This is a genomic window from Streptococcus himalayensis (genome assembly GCF_001708305.1).
Classification (GTDB): Bacteria; Bacillota; Bacilli; order Lactobacillales; family Streptococcaceae; genus Streptococcus; species Streptococcus himalayensis.
In genome coordinates this window covers 115,260-132,039 of sequence record NZ_CP016953.1, presented here as the reverse complement: position 1 = coordinate 132,039, position 16,780 = coordinate 115,260, and the positions used below count along the sequence as shown (strand labels likewise).

Here is a 16,780-nt window from a genome sequence, read left to right as displayed (position 1 = left end):
AATAATAGGATAGGAAGCGTTTAACAGTAAGACTAGCACCTACTCTGAGAGTGATTTATGAAGAAATGAGAGACCAACCGTTATGAAACCAGCAGTCATCGAATTTAAAAACTTTAGTTTTCAATATCAGGCTCAGTCTGAGCCGACCTTAAAGAATATCAATCTTACCATTTATCAAGGGGAGAAGGTCCTGATAGTAGGCCCATCTGGCTCTGGAAAATCCACGCTCGGCCAGTGCTTGAATGGAATCATTCCTAATATTCACCAAGGACAGATGAGTGGAGAGTTTTTGATCCAAGGTCAGCCTGCCTACCATTTGAGTGTTTATGATAAATCAACCTTGGTCAGTACTGTTTTACAGGATACGGATGGTCAGTTTATCGGTCTTAGTGTGGCAGAAGATTTGGCTTTTGCATTGGAAAATGATTTAGTCGCTCAAGCTGACATGAAGGCCAGTGTGTCTAAGTGGGCAAGTCGTCTTGAGCTAACCTCGCTCTTGTCTCACCGCCCTCAAGACTTATCTGGAGGTCAAAAGCAGCGAGTCAGTTTGGCAGGTGTCTTGATTGATGAAAGCCCGATTTTGCTCTTTGATGAACCCTTGGCAAATCTGGATCCCAAGTCCGGCCAGGATACGATTGACTTGATTGACCAGCTGCACGGGGAAAATCAGACCATTCTGATCATCGAACATCGGCTAGAAGACGTCTTATACCGCTCCGTGGATAGGATTGTCCTGATAGAAGATGGAAAGATTCACTTTAATGGTCATCCAGATGAGCTTTTGAAAACAACTCTTTTGAAACAAGCAGGAATTCGTGAGCCCTTGTACGTGACGACCCTTCGTCAGCTAGGCTATGCGGTGGATGAGGCTGAACATTTATCAAATTTGGTACGATTGGATCTTTCTGATGTGCAGTTTGATAATTCTGAAAAGCTCACACATTCCTCAGAAAAGAAAGAGCCTTTATTAGCTTTGAGCGACATTCGGTTTGGCTATGGGGAAAAAGAAGTATTGAAAGGATTGCATCTGGATATTGGTCATGGGGAAATGATTGCCATTGTCGGGAAAAATGGTGCTGGGAAATCGACGCTTGCCAAGGCCCTTTGCAAGTTTATTGAAACACAAGGGACTTATTTGTGGAAGAATCAAGCTATCAAAGGAGATTCGACTAAGGAGCGAGCTGAGCGGATTGGCTATGTACTTCAAAATCCCAACCAGATGATTTCTGAGACTATGATTTTTGATGAAGTGGCCCTAGGCTTGCGTCTGCGGGGTGTAGCTGAGTCTGAAATCGAAGTGCGGGTGCATGAGGCTTTGAAGACCTGCGGCTTGTATGAATTTCGCAAATGGCCGATTTCAGCCCTATCTTTTGGGCAGAAAAAACGGGTGACCATTGCAGCCATCTTGGTCTTAAATCCAGAAGTCATCCTCTTAGATGAGCCGACCGCTGGGCAAGACCAGCGAAATTATACTGAAATTATGGAATTTTTGGCAAGTCTGCATCAAAAGGGGCATACCATCATCATGATTACCCATGATATGCAGCTGATGCTTGATTATGCCGAGCGAGCAATTGTCTTGGTAGATGGGGAAATTGTCGCTGATCGTGCTCCTGTGGAAATCTTGACAGATTCGGATTTGCTGGCTAGAGCTAATTTGAAAGATACTTCTATCTTTGCCTTAGCCAATCATTTGGGGGTCAATCCCCTCCACTTAACGGAGTTTTACAAGAAAGGGAAGGGAGTTAGCCATGCTTGAACAACAAAGGTTAATCGGTTACCATGCAGGCAATAGTTTTTTGCATAGTTTGTCTGGTGGTAGTAAATTGCTCTTTTTTATCCTAGTATCGATGGCAGCCATGATTAGCTATGATACTCGTTTTTTACTGGCCGTTGCCTTGGGTTCTCTCTTTTTGTTTCGTGTATCCCATATTCAATTGCGGCAGGTTTCCTTTATCTTACTATTTGCAGGAGCTTTTGCCTGTCTCAATGTTGTCATGGTCTATCTTTTTGCACCACAATATGGGGTTGAGATTTATGGAGCAAAGACGGTTTGGTTGCAAGGTGCGGGACATTACAATCTCACTTCTCAAGAAGTCTTTTATCTGCTGAATTTATTGTTGAAATATATTTGTACAATTCCGCTGGCTTTGATTTTCTTGATGACCACCCATCCTAGTCAATTCGCCTCTAGTCTCAATCAAATCGGGTTACCCTATAAAATTGCTTATTCTGTCAGCTTGACCTTGCGTTATATTCCTGATTTACAAGAGGAATTTTATGTGATTAAGATGTCGCAGGAAGCGCGTGGTTTGGAACTTTCAAAAAAAGCTAGCCTAAGCCAGCGTGTGAAGGGAAATCTAAAAATCATCATTCCCTTGATTTTTGGCTCCTTGGAGCGCATTGATAGCATTGCGACAGCTATGGAGCTGCGGCGTTTTGGAAAGCACAAAAAGCGGACTTGGTATACCTATCAAGCCTTGACGACCAAGGATTATCTAGTGATTGCAGGGGCTGTGCTAAGCCTTATTCTCAGTCTGGCCCTGTTTAAGGTGAATGGTGGTCGCTTTTACAATCCTTGGCGATAATCGCTGAAAACGACTCTCGGTTTGTTCACAAGAGTCGTTTTTTGATAATCCATTTATAGAGGTCTTTTGTTGGGCAGTCCTGCTTTTCGAGGATATTTATTAGGAGTCTCTTTTTTCTTTTCGACAACGGTCATAAAGCGAGGGTCACCATTTGGGAGTTGGTATTCTTGGTTATCCACCACCTTGCTAAAGAGAATTTGGAGTGCATTTTTGGCCTCCTCCAGCTCTTTTTGTGCATGGCTAGCCTTGAGGGCTAGAAGTTTCCCACCTACTTTGAGGAAAGGAATGGTTAATTCAGAGAGGACTTGCATGCGGGCGACGGCTCGAGCGGTTACGATGTCAAATTGAGCCCGAAAGGCCTTATCCTGAGCGAAATCCTCAGCTCGCCCATGGTAGAAATGAACATCCGTCAAGCCTAATTCCTCTGCCAACAAATGAAGAAATTGAATTCGCTTATTGAGCGAGTCAATGATGGTGACTTGCAAAGCTGGATAGACGATTTTCATAGGAAGGCTGGGGAAACCAGCTCCAGCCCCAATATCAAGGAGCAAAATCGGCTCATTTGGAATATTTCCCTGTAAAATCGGAGCAATCGAATCATAGAAGTGTTTGAGATACACTTCTTTTTTTTCGGTAATAGCGGTCAAATTGATTTTCTCATTCCATTCGACCAAGAGTTCGAAATAGCGTTCAAACTGGGCTTTTTGCGTATCAGAGAGGGTGATTTCTTGCTGTTTCAGTGCTTCATAAAATTCTTGTGGTGTCATAAAAATCCTAACTGTTGAGTTTCTTTTCTTATTATACCAAAAATTAGGTTAAGAGAGCGGGAAAAGTTGATTTTCCGTTGAGATTTGCCTAAGGCTTCCATCCTTAATCTGGTAAGCCTCTCCGCAAATCCATTCCTTGCCATCTTGGACGAGTAGATAGCTTCCATCAACAAGGGCATAGAAGGTTTTTCCATAGCTATCTGTATAGGTAATGTCTTCAAACAGCCGAAGCCCATCTAAGACTTCCTCTTTTAAGTCCTGGTAATGGGGGATTATCATGGTCTTTGTCAAAGCTAAACCTGGCAGAAACCGTTGATAGTCTGTGGCCAGAGCTTCACCTTCGAGTTCAGGCTGGGCATAGACTATCTGAGCACTGTTCATGGAGCCAGCACTGGACGCCACGATGACGCCGTTGAAATTGTGGAGGAGCTTTTTCAGTTCCAATTCTTGGAAAAAACGATTTTGCTCTGGGACATAACCACCAGCTAGGATAAGGAGATCAGCGGTGGCTATCAATTTAGCAGCCTGGTCTTGTGTACGTTGATCAAGGATAGCATAGCTGGTGAAGTAAAACTGACTAGCTGCAAAACAGTCCTTCGTGAGTGCTGCGTAGGCCTCATTAGCAGTTGCCTTATCAGGGCTAGAAGAGATGAAAACAGCACGTGATTCTTGAGGAAGGGCGGCTTGTAATCGTTCTATAAAGGCATTGTTAGGAATAAGGGTTTTTGTTTCATAATGGAACGGACGACTGGCTAAGAAATAGGTCATGATAGCTTCCTTTCTAATAAATCGTTTATCTTTGCTTGGTCGGCTGAAGTTTTGGCTTTTCGTCTAGGATCTTTGAGAGAGGACTGGTAGATGGAGAGAAACTGATCGATATTAGGAACATAAAACTGGTGCTGTTTGACGTGAACTAACGGAATATCCGCGATCTGGATAGGTAAATAGTTTGTCAGATCTTGATATAATTTGAAATCGACACAGATATTTTTCTTGCAAAAGGAGTGGCCAGAAATTGACTGATAGCCGTTTTGCTCCATAAGATGGGAAAGAAAGTCGGGATAGTAAGGGATATATATATCAATGTCTTTTGCTGCGTAGTTCTTTTGGGTGCGAAATTCTAAACCTAACGATCTCATCAAAAGAGGGATGACGTGCTGGCACTTGAGAAGTTGGGTTAGGGCGAAAAATGCTTCAAACCTGGCTATCTTCCGTTCTTCTAGGATGCTTAATTAAAAGTTTACTCTTTTTAAAAAGGGAAATCAAGTTTCTTCTACCTTTCTTTCTGCTATTATCCTAAAAATTTGGTATAATAGCAGTAGTATATATAAAGGAGAAACAATATGTGGTTGATTATTTTAGCAATTCTTGCTGTTTTGGTGATTTTTGTCATCGTAAGCTACAATGGCTTGGTCAAAAGCCGGATGCATACAAAGGAAGCTTGGAGTCAGATTGATGTTCAGCTGAAACGTCGAAATGATCTCTTGCCAAACTTGATTGAGACGGTCAAAGGTTATGCCAAATACGAGGGTTCTACCCTTGAAAAAGTGACCGAGTTGCGCAATCAAGTTGCAGCAGCGACATCACCAGCGGCAGCGATGCAGGCTAGTGATGCTCTTTCCCGTCAGGTATCTGGCATTTTTGCAGTAGCAGAGAACTATCCAGCTCTTCAAGCAAACAGTAACTTCCTCAAATTACAGGAGGAATTGACCAATACGGAAAATAAAATTTCCTACTCTCGTCAGCTTTATAATAGCGTGACAAGTTCTTATAATGTGAAGTTGGAGACCTTCCCAAGCAATGTTATTGCAGGTATGTTTGGCTTTAAAGCTGCAGACTTCTTGCAAGTGCCAGAAGAAGAAAAGGCAGTGCCAACAGTGGACTTTTCTGGATTAGGTGACTAAGATGTTGTTTGAACAAATTGCGAGCAACAAGCGGCGGACTTGGTTTTTGTTGGTGGCATTTTTCACACTATTAGCCATGATTGGAGCAGCAGTCGGCTATCTTTGGCTTGGTTCTGGCTGGGGAGGGATGCTTCTTGCCTTTATCATTGGTGGGATTTATGCGATGAGCATGATTTTCCAATCGACAGAGGTTGTTATGTCCATGAATGGTGCCAGACAGGTGACAGAAGATGAGGCACCAGATTTGTACCACATTGTGGAAGATATGGCAATGGTGGCTCAGATTCCGATGCCAAGGGTCTATATCGTTGAGGATCCCTCACCTAATGCTTTTGCGACAGGTTCCAATCCGCAGAATGCAGCTGTTGCAGCAACAACTGGATTATTACGCTTGATGAATCGGGAAGAGTTGGAAGCTGTTATCGGCCACGAAGTCAGTCATATCCGCAATTACGACATTCGAATTTCTACGATTGCAGTTGCCTTAGCCAGTGCAGTGACCATGCTATCGAGTATGGCAGGTCGGATGATGTGGTTTGGTGGCAGTCATCGTAGGCGTAATGATAACCGTGAAAATAGCGGTGGAGGGGTAGAAATTATTATGCTCCTCTTGTCGCTTCTTGCCATTATCCTAGCACCCTTGGCTGCGACTTTGGTCCAGTTGGCCATTTCTCGCCAGCGGGAATTTTTAGCAGATGCCTCAAGTGTTGAGCTGACGCGTAACCCACAAGGTATGATTCATGCCCTTCTCAAGCTAGAAAATGGCGGCCCTATGCAGCGTGAAGTTGATGATGCGAGTGCTGCACTCTACATTAGCTCCCCCAAAAAAGAAAATAATCTTCAAAAGCTCTTTTATACGCACCCACCGATTTCAGAGCGGGTCGAGCGTTTGAGACAGATGTAAAAAAGTGAGATGAAAGTTACCATACTTCATCTCACTTTTTTATGTGTTTTCATCGTTTAAATTTGGTACTAGATAGCAAGGTTGCATAGAACTTTCAGCCTCGTTTTTTATCCTTTAGATTTGGTGCTGGGTTTTCATCGTTAGTGAGAAAGCCGAACCCTGTCCCAATTCACTTTGAACTGTAATCTGTCCATTGAGCTGATGGGCTAATTCTTGTGCGATATACAAGCCCAAGCCATAGCCACCTGTACTCATGTTGCGAGAAGATTCTACGCGGTAGAGGAGTTTAAAAATCTGATGCAATTCTTCTTTAGGAATGCCTTGTCCGTGGTCTTTAACGGTGATTTTGAGCTGGTCATCCGTTAAGACAGCATGGATTTGCAAAGGCGATCCGCTTGGAGAATATTTGAGTGCATTGCTGACGAGATTGACCAAAATCCGCAAGAGTTTATCATAATCACTTATGATTTTAGCAGAGGCAGGCTCGACCTGAATATCCACCTCTCGACCTTCTTGGTCTAGCTTTAACTGAAACTCGGATAAGGTATCAATCAGGAGCTTGTCGATGAAAATAGCTTGCAAGGAGCCTTCTTCTCGCTCAAGCGTATTGAGAGTGACATTATTGAGGGATTCGACCAATTTATTGAGGCGGTCGGTCTGCCTGCGAATGGTTTTGAGGTAATAATCCCGTTCATTTTCTAAAATCAAACCATCTAGCATTCCCTCAACTGTCGCTTGAATAGAGGTAATCGGTGTTTTAATATCGTGAGAGAGCTGGGCAATCATGATATTTTTTTCCTTTTCACTGGCTTCTACAGACTGGAAACTTTCTTCCAGCTTTACAGTCATAGTATTTAAGGTTTGAGCGAATTCTTGAAATTCAAGCGGACTGCGAACATCATCAATGGTTTCAAAATGATTTTTAGAAATCCCTTCAATATGATTGCTTAATTTTTCCAAGGATGTAAAGACCCGCCTCATCAGCATTAGGCTGACAAAAGCTCCCACAAGACTAGCAACAAGCGTTGTCAAGAGAATAAAAATTTCTCCTTTTTCAGGAATTAGCATCCGATTAACCGCCCAAATAAGGGACAAGAGGATAATCAAGGTAGAGGTCAAGTATCCGATAAGAATAAAATATTTTAACTTCATTTACACCTCCAACTTATAGCCCAGCCCCCAAACCGTCTTAATGGTAGGAGTTTCAGGCGTCGCATATTTTGATAGAGCATTCCGAAGACCATGGATGTGGACATTGAGCGTGTTGGTATCATCGATGTATTCTTCCTGCCAGACCCGGTCATACAGCTCTGTTTTTGAAAAGACACGTTGCGGATTGCTCAACAAAATCCAGAGCAAGTCAAATTCCTTATTGGTCAAGTTTAATTCCTTGTTTTGAATAAAAGCCTGGCGTGTGATATGGTTAATTTTTAAATCGCCCACTTGGACATGTTCTTCCTGTTGTTGATTTCGATGAATACGACGCAGGATATTATTGACCCGCAAGACCAACTCTCTTGGACTAAAAGGTTTGCTGATAAAATCATCTGCTCCTAGGCTGAGCGAGTAAATCTTATCCATATCGGAGGTTTTGGCAGTGATGAACAAAAATGGCTGATCAGGCGTGATTGCTTGTACTTCGCTGATCAAGTCATAGCCGTCCATGATAGGCATCATGATGTCTGTGATAATCAAGGCAATGACTTCTTTTTTATACAGCTCCAGCGCCTCTGCTCCATTGTGGGCAATATGCACTGTATAACCTTCCTGAGCCAAATAGCGGCGATTGATTTCAGTAATTTCAATCTCGTCATCGACTAATAAGATTGTTTTATTCATCACAATTCCTCCTTTATGAAAAATAGTGTTATACTTCTGCAAGTATAACACTATTGTAGCAATTCTTTCAAGAATAAAACTTGAGAGAGTGTGGGCTACGGTTTATTTTTTTGATTTTTTGCGTAAGCCATAGCCTGCAAGAGCGCTAAGAGACATTCCGAGAAGGCTGAGGGCAGTAGAGCTTTCAACGCCTGTGTTTGGAAGGTCTTGCTTCATCATCTTGTCTTGCATCATGGCTGCTGGTTTTTTAGTTGCAAGAGCAGCTTGAGATGCCATTGGCATAGATGACTGATGAGCTTGCATTGAAGTGTAGCCTTGCATTTGACCTTGTGAAGTCTTCATTGGTGCCATCATTTGATGATTTTGTTGCATAATAGCAGCTTCTTTCAATTGAGGAACTTCTACATAAACTTCACGTTGAGCGATGATATTCATCAAATCGGCCTTGCCGTCTTTATTTCCGTAAACTTTAACGGTTGCTTTAAAGACATGTGAACCACTCTTCAAGACATCTAGCAAGTCTTTACCAGTCTTACCAGCAGCTTCTCCGTCAAGGGCTACTTGGTAGAAGTATTGACCTTTTGTCAAACTTTCAAGGGCTAGTAAAGCTGGATTCATAGCTGCACCATTGTCAGACCAAGGAGCTTTGTCAGATGCTTTAAGGAGCAAGCGAGTGAGCATGCCATCTCCACCGAAGGCTTCAAAAGGAATGACACCGTTAACCCCTGCAAGGAAAGGTCCAGAACCATCGGCATTTGCATTTTCAAGATAAGCGGCAGGCACTTGTGTCTTAGCCTTAATGTTTTCAGCAAGGGCATTATACACATCTGTCGCAGCTGTGATACCATTGATTGTTACTTTTACTTGGCGAGTTGCGACTACATTGCTTTCGTCTGCTTTACCGTCTTTGTTTCCGAAGACCTTAACGGTTGCAGTGTAAGTGTGAGTACCAGCATCTTTCAAGGCGTTGATGAGGTCTAGGCCGGTCTTACCAGTTGCCGCTCCGTCAAGAGCTACTTGGTAGAAGTATTGTCCTTTTGCAAGCTTATCAAGAGGCAAGATAGGAGCGTTCATAGCTGAACCGTTGTCAGACCAAGGAGCGTTTTCAGATGCTTTGAGAAGCAAGCGAGTAAGCATGCCGTCTCCACCGAAGGCTTCAAATGGGATTGTTCCATTGACACCTGCAAGGAAAGGTCCAGAACCGTCAGCGTTAGCTTTTTCAAGGTAGGCAGCAGGAACAGTTGTTTCAGCTTTGATGTTTTCATCAACCGCTTTCTTCACATTTTCAACAGCAGTCAATCCATTGATGTTCACTTTTACTTGGCGAGTTGCGACTACATTGCTTTCGTCTGCTTTACCGTCTTTGTTTCCGAAGACCTTAACGGTTGCAGTGTAAGTGTGAGTACCAGCGTCTTTCAAGGCGTTGATGAGGTCTAGGCCGGTCTTACCAGTTGCCGCTCCGTCAAGAGCTACTTGGTAGAAGTATTGTCCTTTTGCAAGCTTATCAAGAGGCAAGATAGGAGCGTTCATAGCTGAACCGTTGTCAGACCAAGGAGCGTTTTCAGATGCTTTGAGAAGCAAGCGAGTAAGCATGCCGTCTCCACCGAAGGCTTCAAATGGGATTGTTCCATTGACACCTGCAAGGAAAGGTCCAGAACCGTCAGCGTTAGCTTTTTCAAGGTAGGCAGCAGGAACAGTTGTTTCAGCTTTGATGTTTTCATCAACCGCTTTCTTCACATTTTCAACAGCAGTCAATCCATTGATGTTCACTTTTACTTCACGAGTTGCGACTACATTACTTTCATCAGCTTTACCGTCTTTGTTTCCGAAGACTTTAACGATTGCAGTGTAAGTTTGCGTACCAGCGTCTTTCAATGCAGTAATCAATTCTTGACCAGTCTTGCCAGCAGCTTCTCCGTCAAGGGCTACTTGGTAGAAGTATTGTCCTTTTGCAAGTTTATCAAGAGGCAAGATAGGAGCGTTCATGTCTGCACCGTTGTCAGACCAAGGAGCATTTTCAGATGCTTTAAGGAGCAAGCGAGTAAGCATGCCGTCTCCACCGAAAGCTTCAAATGGGATTGTTCCATTAACTCCAGCAAGGAAAGGTCCAGAACCATCGGCATTAGCTTTTTCAAGATAAGCTGCAGGAACAGTTGTTTCAGCTTTGATGTTTTCAGCGACAGCTTTTGTCACATTTTCAACAGCAGTCAATCCATTGATGTTCACTTTTACTTCACGAGTTGCGACTACATTGCTTTCATCTGCTTTGCCGTCTTTGTTTCCGAAGACTTTAACGGTTGCATTCAAAACATGTGAACCATCCTTCAAGACATCTAGCAATTCTTTACCGGTCTTGCCAGCAGCTTCTCCGTCAAGAGCAACTTGGTAGAAGTATTGTCCTTTTGCAAGTTTATCGAGAGGCAAGATAGGAGCATTCATATCTGCACCGTTGTCAGACCAAGGAGCGTTTTCAGATGCTTTAAGGAGCAAGCGAGTAAGCATGCCGTCTCCACCGAAGGCTTCAAATGGGATTGTTCCATTGACACCTGCAAGGAAAGGTCCAGAACCGTCAGCATTAGCTTTTTCAAGGTAGGCAGCAGGAACAGTTGTTTCAGCTTTGATGTTTTCAGCGACAGCTTTTGTCACATTTTCAACAGTAGTCAATCCATTGATGTTCACTTTTACTTCACGAGTTGCGACTACATTGCTTTCATCAGCTTTACCGTCTTTGTTTCCGAAGACTTTAACGATTGCAGTGTAAGTTTGCGTACCAGCGTCTTTCAATGCAGTAATCAATTCTTGACCAGTCTTGCCAGCAGCTTCTCCGTCAAGAGCAACTTGGTAGAAGTATTGTCCTTTTGCAAGTTTATCAAGAGGCAAGATAGGAGCGTTCATGTCTGCACCGTTGTCAGACCAAGGAGCATTTTCAGATGCTTTAAGGAGCAAGCGAGTAAGCATGCCGTCTCCACCGAAAGCTTCAAATGGGATTGTTCCATTAACTCCAGCAAGGAAAGGTCCAGAACCATCGGCATTAGCTTTTTCAAGATAAGCTGCAGGAACAGTTGTTTCAGCTTTGATGTTTTCATCAACCGCTTTCTTCACATTTTCAACAGCAGTCAATCCATTGATGTTCACTTTTACTTGGCGAGTTGCGACTACATTGCTTTCATCAGCTTTACCGTCTTTGTTTCCGAAGACTTTAACGGTTGCATTCAAAACATGTGAACCGTCCTTCAAGACATCTAGCAAGTCTTTACCGGTCTTACCAGCAGCTTCTCCGTCAAGAGCAACTTGGTAGAAGTATTGTCCTTTTGCAAGTTTATCAAGAGGCAAGATAGGAGCGTTCATGTCTGCACCGTTGTCAGACCAAGGAGCATTTTCAGATGCTTTAAGGAGCAAGCGAGTAAGCATGCCGTCTCCACCGAAGGCTTCAAATGGGATTGTTCCATTAACTCCAGCAAGGAAAGGTCCAGAACCATCGGCATTAGCTTTTTCAAGGTAGGCAGCAGCGATAGCTGTTTCTGTCTTGATGTTTTCGTCAACTGCCTTTTTCACATCTGCCACAGGCGTTAGTCCGTTGATGGTCACATTGATCGAACGTTCTGTGACTTGGCTTGTCAAATCAGGCATACCAGCTTTTTCAGCATAAACTTTAACAGCTGCTTTATAGGTGTGTGTTCCAGTTGATTTGAGTGTATCAATCAAATCTTTTCCAGTTCTTCCAGCCGCAGGCCCATCAAGGGCTACTTCATAGAAATAGCTGTTTTTTGTAAGGCTTTCAAGAGGGAGAAGGGCAGGATGTTTAGCAGAGCCATTGTCTGACCATGGTGCTTTGTCAGATTCTTTCAGAAGGGCACGAGTAAGCATGCCATCTCCACCAAAGGCTTCAAAAGGAATTACACTATTGACTCCCGCAAGGAAAGGCCCAGAGCCGTCTTCATTAGCTTTTTCAAGATAAGCGGCAGGGATTTCTGTGTTTTCCTTGATATTTTCAGCGACAGCTGTTTTGACTTCTTCTGCAGTAGTTGGTTGAGCTGCGGCTGTTGGTTGAGCCATTGTCGTGGTAGAATTAGCGTTTTCTTCACCTGCTTGTGTCATATCTGAGGTTGAAGAAGCCTCTCCAGTTGATGAGGTCATTGTAGTTGAAGGATCTGTACTTTCTTCTGCAAGGACTGAGGTTGGTTGCCCAACTGCTATGAAAAATCCGCTAGCAATTAAGACAGAAGCAACTCCTGCCTTGAATTTCCGAATGGAAAAGATACTGTATCGTTCGTTGTTTGCCATAAAAGGTCTCCTTTATCATTTGATGAATGTAGTATAGCAAGGATTTATTAAGTAGTTGTAAGCTAATTCTTAATTATTTCTTAAGAAAAAATTATATCTTTCTTAGTGAGCTAGAATACCTGAGGGCAAATCTTTACTTTTTTTGAAAAAAGCCTTGACCTTTTGTTGGAATTCTTTACAATAGAGAGGGAGAGGTTTCCGCTAGTTATATTTCGGAGGAAAAGTAGGATGTCCATCAATTGGCAACAAATTTTATTTTCATTTTTAGGAGGCTTGGGGCTATTTCTCTTTAGTATTAAATACATGGGAGATGGCTTGCAGCAGATTGCGGGAGATAAGCTCCGCTATTACATTGATAAATATACGAGCAATCCTTTTTTAGGGGTTCTGGTTGGGATTGTCATGACTGCTCTGATCCAGTCGAGTACGGGAGTAACGGTGATTACTGTCGGTCTGGTCAGTGCTAATCTTTTAGGGCTGAGGCAAGCCATCGGGATTGTCATGGGAGCCAATATTGGAACGACAGTGACCTCCTTCTTGATAGGATTTAAGCTAGGGGATTATGGATTGCCCATTCTCTTTTTAGGGGCCATTTGCCTGTTCTTTACCAAAAATCGAACGATTAACAATATTGGACGTATTTTATTTGGGGTTGGAGGAATTTTCTTTGCCTTAAATCTGATGAGTACGGCCATGGCACCCTTACGTGAGGTGACGGCTTTTAAAGACTACATGGCGACCTTGAGTGGCAAGCCAATTCAAGGGGTCTTTATTGGGACGATGCTTACGATTATTATCCAGTCGTCGGCAGCGACCATTGGGATTTTGCAGAGTCTTTATGCAGGAGGATTGCTTGACTTGCAAGGGGCGCTTCCTGTGCTGTTTGGTGACAATATCGGAACGACCTTGACTGCTGTTGTAGCAGTTTTAGGGGCCAATGTTTCAGCGAAACGAGTGGCTGGGGCCCATGTCCTCTTTAATGTCCTTGGGACTGTTTTATGTCTCCTCTTTTTAGGGCCATTTACAAATATGATTGGTTGGTTCCAATCAACCCTTCATCTGACACCAGAGATGACCGTTGCGTTTGCTCACGGTAGCTTTAATGTAACCAATACCTTGATTCAATTTCCCTTCATTGGAACCTTGGCTTATCTTGTGACCAAGCTAATTCCAGGAGAGGATGAAGTCGTCAAATATCAAGCTCTCTATTTAGATACCATTCTCATCAAGCAGGCACCTTCTTTGGCACTTGGAAATGCTAAATTAGAGCTTCTACACCTTGGAAATTATGCTAAGTCTTCCTTTGAGTTAGCCTATGATTATATCAGGAATCATGGTGAAAAGGTAGCAGAGAAAGGCCATAAGACGGAAGAAGCCATCAATAGTATTGATGTAGAGTTGACCCGCTATTTAATTGACCTATCCAGCGAGCCACTCAGCCAGAAGGAAAGTGAAATCCTGACCAATATTCTTGATTCGTCACGGGATTTGGAGCGGATTGGTGACCATGGCGAGGCTTTGTTAGTGATGACGGATTATTTGGTCAAGAAGGACATCACGTTTTCAGCGGTGGCTTTGGATGAGCTAGAGGCTGTCTACCATAAGACCTTGGCCTTGATTGAGGATGCCTTGAAAGCTGTGGAGACGAATGATGTGGCCTTGGCTAATCAATTGGCAGATCGTCATGCAGAGATTGAACGAATGGAAAAGACCTTGCGGAAGACACATATTAGCCGTTTGAACAAGGGGGAATGCACGACCCAAGCAGGAGTTAATTTTATAGATATCATTTCTCACTACACGCGGGTGGCAGACCATGCGATGAATTTAGCGGAAAAAGTACAAATTGAACAAATTTAACAAGGCTAGAATTTCGATTCTGGCTTTTTATGCAGGCTATTTTAGAGATGGAAGTGCTCTGCAAGCTGTTTTATAGAGTAGTATTCATTTACTGATAAAATTTTTTAAAGTTACCATAGAAAATCTATATTGGACAGGCTCGTCTTAGCATGGTATCATCATAGGAAAGAAATGGGAAAGGTGGTCGTTTATGAAAAAGGTGATTGTTGGAATTACGGGAAATGAAAAGGAAATGCCACCGATGTCTGGCTTGACCTATGTAGCCGTAGCTAAAGATTTAGCAGATGGTGTGAGGGAGGCAGGTGGGTTACCCCTTGTCATTCCTGTCGGAGAGCCAACAATGGCAAAAGACTATGTTGCCATGATTGATAAGCTAATCTTGTCTGGCGGTCAGCATGTTAGCCCCCATTTTTATGGAGAGAAACAGACAGTAGAGAGTGATGATTATTCCTTGGCTCGGGATCAATTTGAATTAGCCTTGATTGCAGAGGCTTTGAAGCAAAAGAAGCCCATTTTTGCTGTTTGCAGAGGCATGCAGTTGGTCAATGTAGCTTTGGGAGGCAGTTTGGAGCAAGAGGTAACCGACCACTGGCAGGAAAATCTGGAAGGGACTTCTCATGAAGTGGAGCTGAGCCCCCAAAGTCGAGTGAGCCAATTATTTGACCAAGGCAGTTCCATCAATTCTTTCCATCGTCAAAGTATCAAAGAATTAGCCCCAGATTTGGTTGCAACGGCCCGTGACCCTCGTGATGGGACAATTGAAGCTGTAGAGGGACGAGGAGACATTCCTATTTTAGGGCTTCAGTGGCACCCTGAATTTCTTCGCCACCATAGTAAGAAGCACCAAGATTTATTTGATTATCTGGTTCATCGATTGTAAAACCAAGCACGAGACTTGGTTTTTTTGCTATATTGTAGCTAGATTATTTCTGTCGATATTCGAGATCAGAATGTTTCTGATGATAGGATGAATGACGTTTTTGAAGCAATCAACCATAAAATTTCAGTGGATGTAGAAGTGATATTTAAGAGAGATTAGAAGGAGTGTCTTATGTCTGTAGGATTAATGGTTGGTTATAATTGGTGAACAGCAGGAGGCTGAGACAAACCAGGATGAGCACGATGTGCTAACCCTCAAAATAATGTAATCTATAAGATTACGTATAAAAAGTGTCCATCCTTGCTTCTTTTAGAGCTTTAACAGTTTGATGCAGTAGTTGTCTGGTTTGTAAAACGTTGATCAATCGACATTCTAGTAGAAGAGGCTAGCGAACATTGATCTACCGCCCTCAAAAAGGTAGACCGAAAATCTAACACTTGGGGTGTTTTTTAGTTCCTTTCGGATTTTCCGAAACAAAATATTAACACAATAAATACGGTATAGACCATTTACAAACCAAAAAGAAAGCGCTATAATAAGGGTAGAAATAGACAAGGAGGTTTTCGTATGCCTAAATATATTAAAGCAGATGAGTTTTTCTATCCTCAAGGGATTCGCCAAGGAGGATACTTGGAAATTATAGATGGAAAATTTGGGAAATATCTAACAGAAGTACCAGCTGATGCGGAGGTTGAGGACTACACGGGCTACAGTCTTGCACCGGGACTTGTGGATACCCATATTCATGGATTTGGTGGAGTAGATGTTATGGATAATAACATCGAAGGAACACTTCATACCATGAGCGAAGGACTGTTGACAACGGGGGTAACGAGCTTCTTGCCAACCACCTTGACATCGTCTTATGAACTACTCCTAGCTGTAACGGAAAATATCGGTGCTCGTTATCAGGAGGCAACTGGAGCTAAGATTCGTGGCTTGTATTTTGAAGGTCCTTATTTCACAGAGAAATTCAAGGGTGCACAAAATCCGTCTTATATGAAAGACCCAAGTTTGGAAGAATTTCGCACTTGGCAAAAGGCTGCAAATGGCTTGCTCAATAAAATCGCCCTAGCTCCAGAACGCGAAGGAGTGGAGGAATTTGTTCGTACCATTACAGATGAGGGTGTGACTGTTGCGTTGGGACATTCTGATGCGACCTTTGATGAAGCGAAACGTGCTGTTGAATCAGGAGCAAGTGTCTGGGTACATGCCTATAATGGAATGCGGGGCTTGACCCACCGTGAGCTTGGAATGGTCGGCGCTATGTATGAATTGCCTCACACGGTTGCAGAGTTGATTTGTGATGGTCACCATGTGGATCCAAAAGCATGTGATATCCTCATCAAACAAAAAGGGCATGAAAATATTGCCTTGATTACAGACTGTATGACAGCTGGTGGTTTAGAAGATGGTGATTACATGCTCGGTGAATTCCCCGTTATCGTAGAAAATGGTACGGCTCGTTTGAAATCAAGTGGTAGCCTAGCGGGTTCTATTTTGAAACTAAAAGATGGTTTGAAAAATGTGGTTGAATGGGGAATTGCCAATCGTCATCAAGCAGTCATGATGGCGAGCTTGATTCCAGCTAAGTCTGTTCATATTGAGGATGTCTGCGGTCAAATCAAGGAAGGATATGATGCTGACTTTATCATTCTTGACAAAGAGTTGGAGTTAGTAGCGACTTATCTTGATGGTGAGAAACGTTATCAAGCATAATAAGATGGGGCCAGGAACAACATCCTAGGCCTCTT

General features: G+C 43.0%; 12 protein-coding genes. 7 read left to right on the top strand and 5 right to left on the bottom strand.

Going from position 1 to position 16,780, the window contains the following annotated elements:
• The first annotated feature begins 82 nt into the window (after window positions 1-82).
• A complete protein-coding gene (locus BFM96_RS00590) occupies window positions 83-1,759 on the top strand; it encodes an ABC transporter ATP-binding protein (RefSeq protein WP_068989041.1) in 1,677 nt (558 codons plus the stop codon).
• A complete protein-coding gene (locus BFM96_RS00585) occupies window positions 1,752-2,588 on the top strand; it encodes an energy-coupling factor transporter transmembrane component T family protein (protein WP_068989038.1) in 837 nt (278 codons plus the stop codon). The genes BFM96_RS00590 and BFM96_RS00585 overlap by 8 nt, the downstream gene beginning before the upstream one ends.
• A gap of 53 nt (window positions 2,589-2,641) precedes the next feature.
• Here the strand turns inward: BFM96_RS00585 and rsmG are convergent, their stop codons facing one another.
• Both rsmG and BFM96_RS00575 read right to left on the bottom strand, forming a co-directional pair.
• A complete protein-coding gene (gene rsmG, locus BFM96_RS00580; RefSeq protein ID WP_068989035.1) occupies window positions 2,642-3,355 on the bottom strand; it encodes a 16S rRNA (guanine(527)-N(7))-methyltransferase RsmG in 714 nt (237 codons plus the stop codon).
• A 48-nt stretch (window positions 3,356-3,403) separates the two neighbouring features.
• Window positions 3,404-4,123, bottom strand: a complete 720-nt coding sequence (locus BFM96_RS00575; RefSeq protein ID WP_068989033.1) for a Type 1 glutamine amidotransferase-like domain-containing protein — start codon at window positions 4,121-4,123, stop codon at window positions 3,404-3,406.
• Between the two features lie 575 nt (window positions 4,124-4,698).
• Between BFM96_RS00575 and BFM96_RS00565 the strand changes: the two genes are divergently transcribed.
• Together BFM96_RS00565 and htpX are read left to right on the top strand one after the other, a co-directional pair.
• A complete protein-coding gene (locus tag BFM96_RS00565; RefSeq protein WP_068989028.1) occupies window positions 4,699-5,259 on the top strand; it encodes a LemA family protein in 561 nt (186 codons plus the stop codon).
• Window position 5,260: 1 nt separating this feature from the next.
• A complete protein-coding gene (gene htpX / locus BFM96_RS00560; RefSeq protein WP_068989021.1) occupies window positions 5,261-6,163 on the top strand; it encodes a zinc metalloprotease HtpX in 903 nt (300 codons plus the stop codon).
• 114 nt (window positions 6,164-6,277) lie between these two features.
• On the opposite strand, the gene BFM96_RS00555 is transcribed toward htpX, so the two are convergent.
• The 3 genes from BFM96_RS00555 to BFM96_RS10710 all read right to left on the bottom strand — a co-directional run bounded on the left by BFM96_RS00555 (window position 6,278) and on the right by BFM96_RS10710 (window position 12,286).
• Entirely contained in the window at window positions 6,278-7,315 is a 1,038-nt protein-coding gene (locus BFM96_RS00555; RefSeq protein WP_068989018.1) for a sensor histidine kinase, read from the bottom strand.
• Window positions 7,316-8,002, bottom strand: coding sequence for a response regulator transcription factor (locus BFM96_RS00550; RefSeq protein ID WP_067090350.1), 687 nt, complete (start codon window positions 8,000-8,002; stop codon window positions 7,316-7,318).
• Between the two features lie 102 nt (window positions 8,003-8,104).
• Window positions 8,105-12,286, bottom strand: a complete 4,182-nt coding sequence (locus BFM96_RS10710) for an SSURE domain-containing protein (protein ID WP_083201717.1) — start codon at window positions 12,284-12,286, stop codon at window positions 8,105-8,107.
• A 228-nt stretch (window positions 12,287-12,514) separates the two neighbouring features.
• Here BFM96_RS10710 and BFM96_RS00540 point away from each other — a divergent pair, with 228 nt between their 5' ends.
• From BFM96_RS00540 to nagA, 3 genes are all read left to right on the top strand, one after another.
• Window positions 12,515-14,146 carry a Na/Pi cotransporter family protein gene (locus tag BFM96_RS00540; RefSeq protein WP_068989017.1) on the top strand — a complete coding sequence of 544 codons (1,632 nt, stop codon included), beginning with the start codon at window positions 12,515-12,517 and terminating at the stop codon, window positions 14,144-14,146.
• Between the two features lie 190 nt (window positions 14,147-14,336).
• On the top strand, window positions 14,337-15,026 hold the full coding sequence (locus BFM96_RS00535; RefSeq protein ID WP_068989012.1) for a gamma-glutamyl-gamma-aminobutyrate hydrolase family protein: 690 nt from the start codon (window positions 14,337-14,339) through the stop codon (window positions 15,024-15,026).
• 567 nt (window positions 15,027-15,593) lie between these two features.
• On the top strand, window positions 15,594-16,745 hold the full coding sequence (nagA, locus tag BFM96_RS00530) for an N-acetylglucosamine-6-phosphate deacetylase (protein WP_068989011.1): 1,152 nt from the start codon (window positions 15,594-15,596) through the stop codon (window positions 16,743-16,745).
• The last annotated feature ends 35 nt before the right edge of the window (window positions 16,746-16,780 follow it).

Bases quoted from the DNA above. Each gene is read 5' to 3' on its own strand.
- BFM96_RS00590 (WP_068989041.1), top strand. From the start codon at position 83: ATGAAACCAGCAGTCATCGAATTTAAAAACTTTAGTTTTCAATATCAG.
- BFM96_RS00585 (WP_068989038.1), top strand. From the start codon at position 1,752: ATGCTTGAACAACAAAGGTTAATCGGTTACCATGCAGGCAATAGTTTT.
- rsmG (WP_068989035.1), bottom strand. From the start codon at position 3,355: ATGACACCACAAGAATTTTATGAAGCACTGAAACAGCAAGAAATCACC.
- BFM96_RS00575 (WP_068989033.1), bottom strand. From the start codon at position 4,123: ATGACCTATTTCTTAGCCAGTCGTCCGTTCCATTATGAAACAAAAACC.
- BFM96_RS00565 (WP_068989028.1), top strand. From the start codon at position 4,699: ATGTGGTTGATTATTTTAGCAATTCTTGCTGTTTTGGTGATTTTTGTC.
- htpX (WP_068989021.1), top strand. From the start codon at position 5,261: ATGTTGTTTGAACAAATTGCGAGCAACAAGCGGCGGACTTGGTTTTTG.
- BFM96_RS00555 (WP_068989018.1), bottom strand. From the start codon at position 7,315: ATGAAGTTAAAATATTTTATTCTTATCGGATACTTGACCTCTACCTTG.
- BFM96_RS00550 (WP_067090350.1), bottom strand. From the start codon at position 8,002: ATGAATAAAACAATCTTATTAGTCGATGACGAGATTGAAATTACTGAA.
- BFM96_RS10710 (WP_083201717.1), bottom strand. From the start codon at position 12,286: ATGGCAAACAACGAACGATACAGTATCTTTTCCATTCGGAAATTCAAG.
- BFM96_RS00540 (WP_068989017.1), top strand. From the start codon at position 12,515: ATGTCCATCAATTGGCAACAAATTTTATTTTCATTTTTAGGAGGCTTG.
- BFM96_RS00535 (WP_068989012.1), top strand. From the start codon at position 14,337: ATGAAAAAGGTGATTGTTGGAATTACGGGAAATGAAAAGGAAATGCCA.
- nagA (WP_068989011.1), top strand. From the start codon at position 15,594: ATGCCTAAATATATTAAAGCAGATGAGTTTTTCTATCCTCAAGGGATT.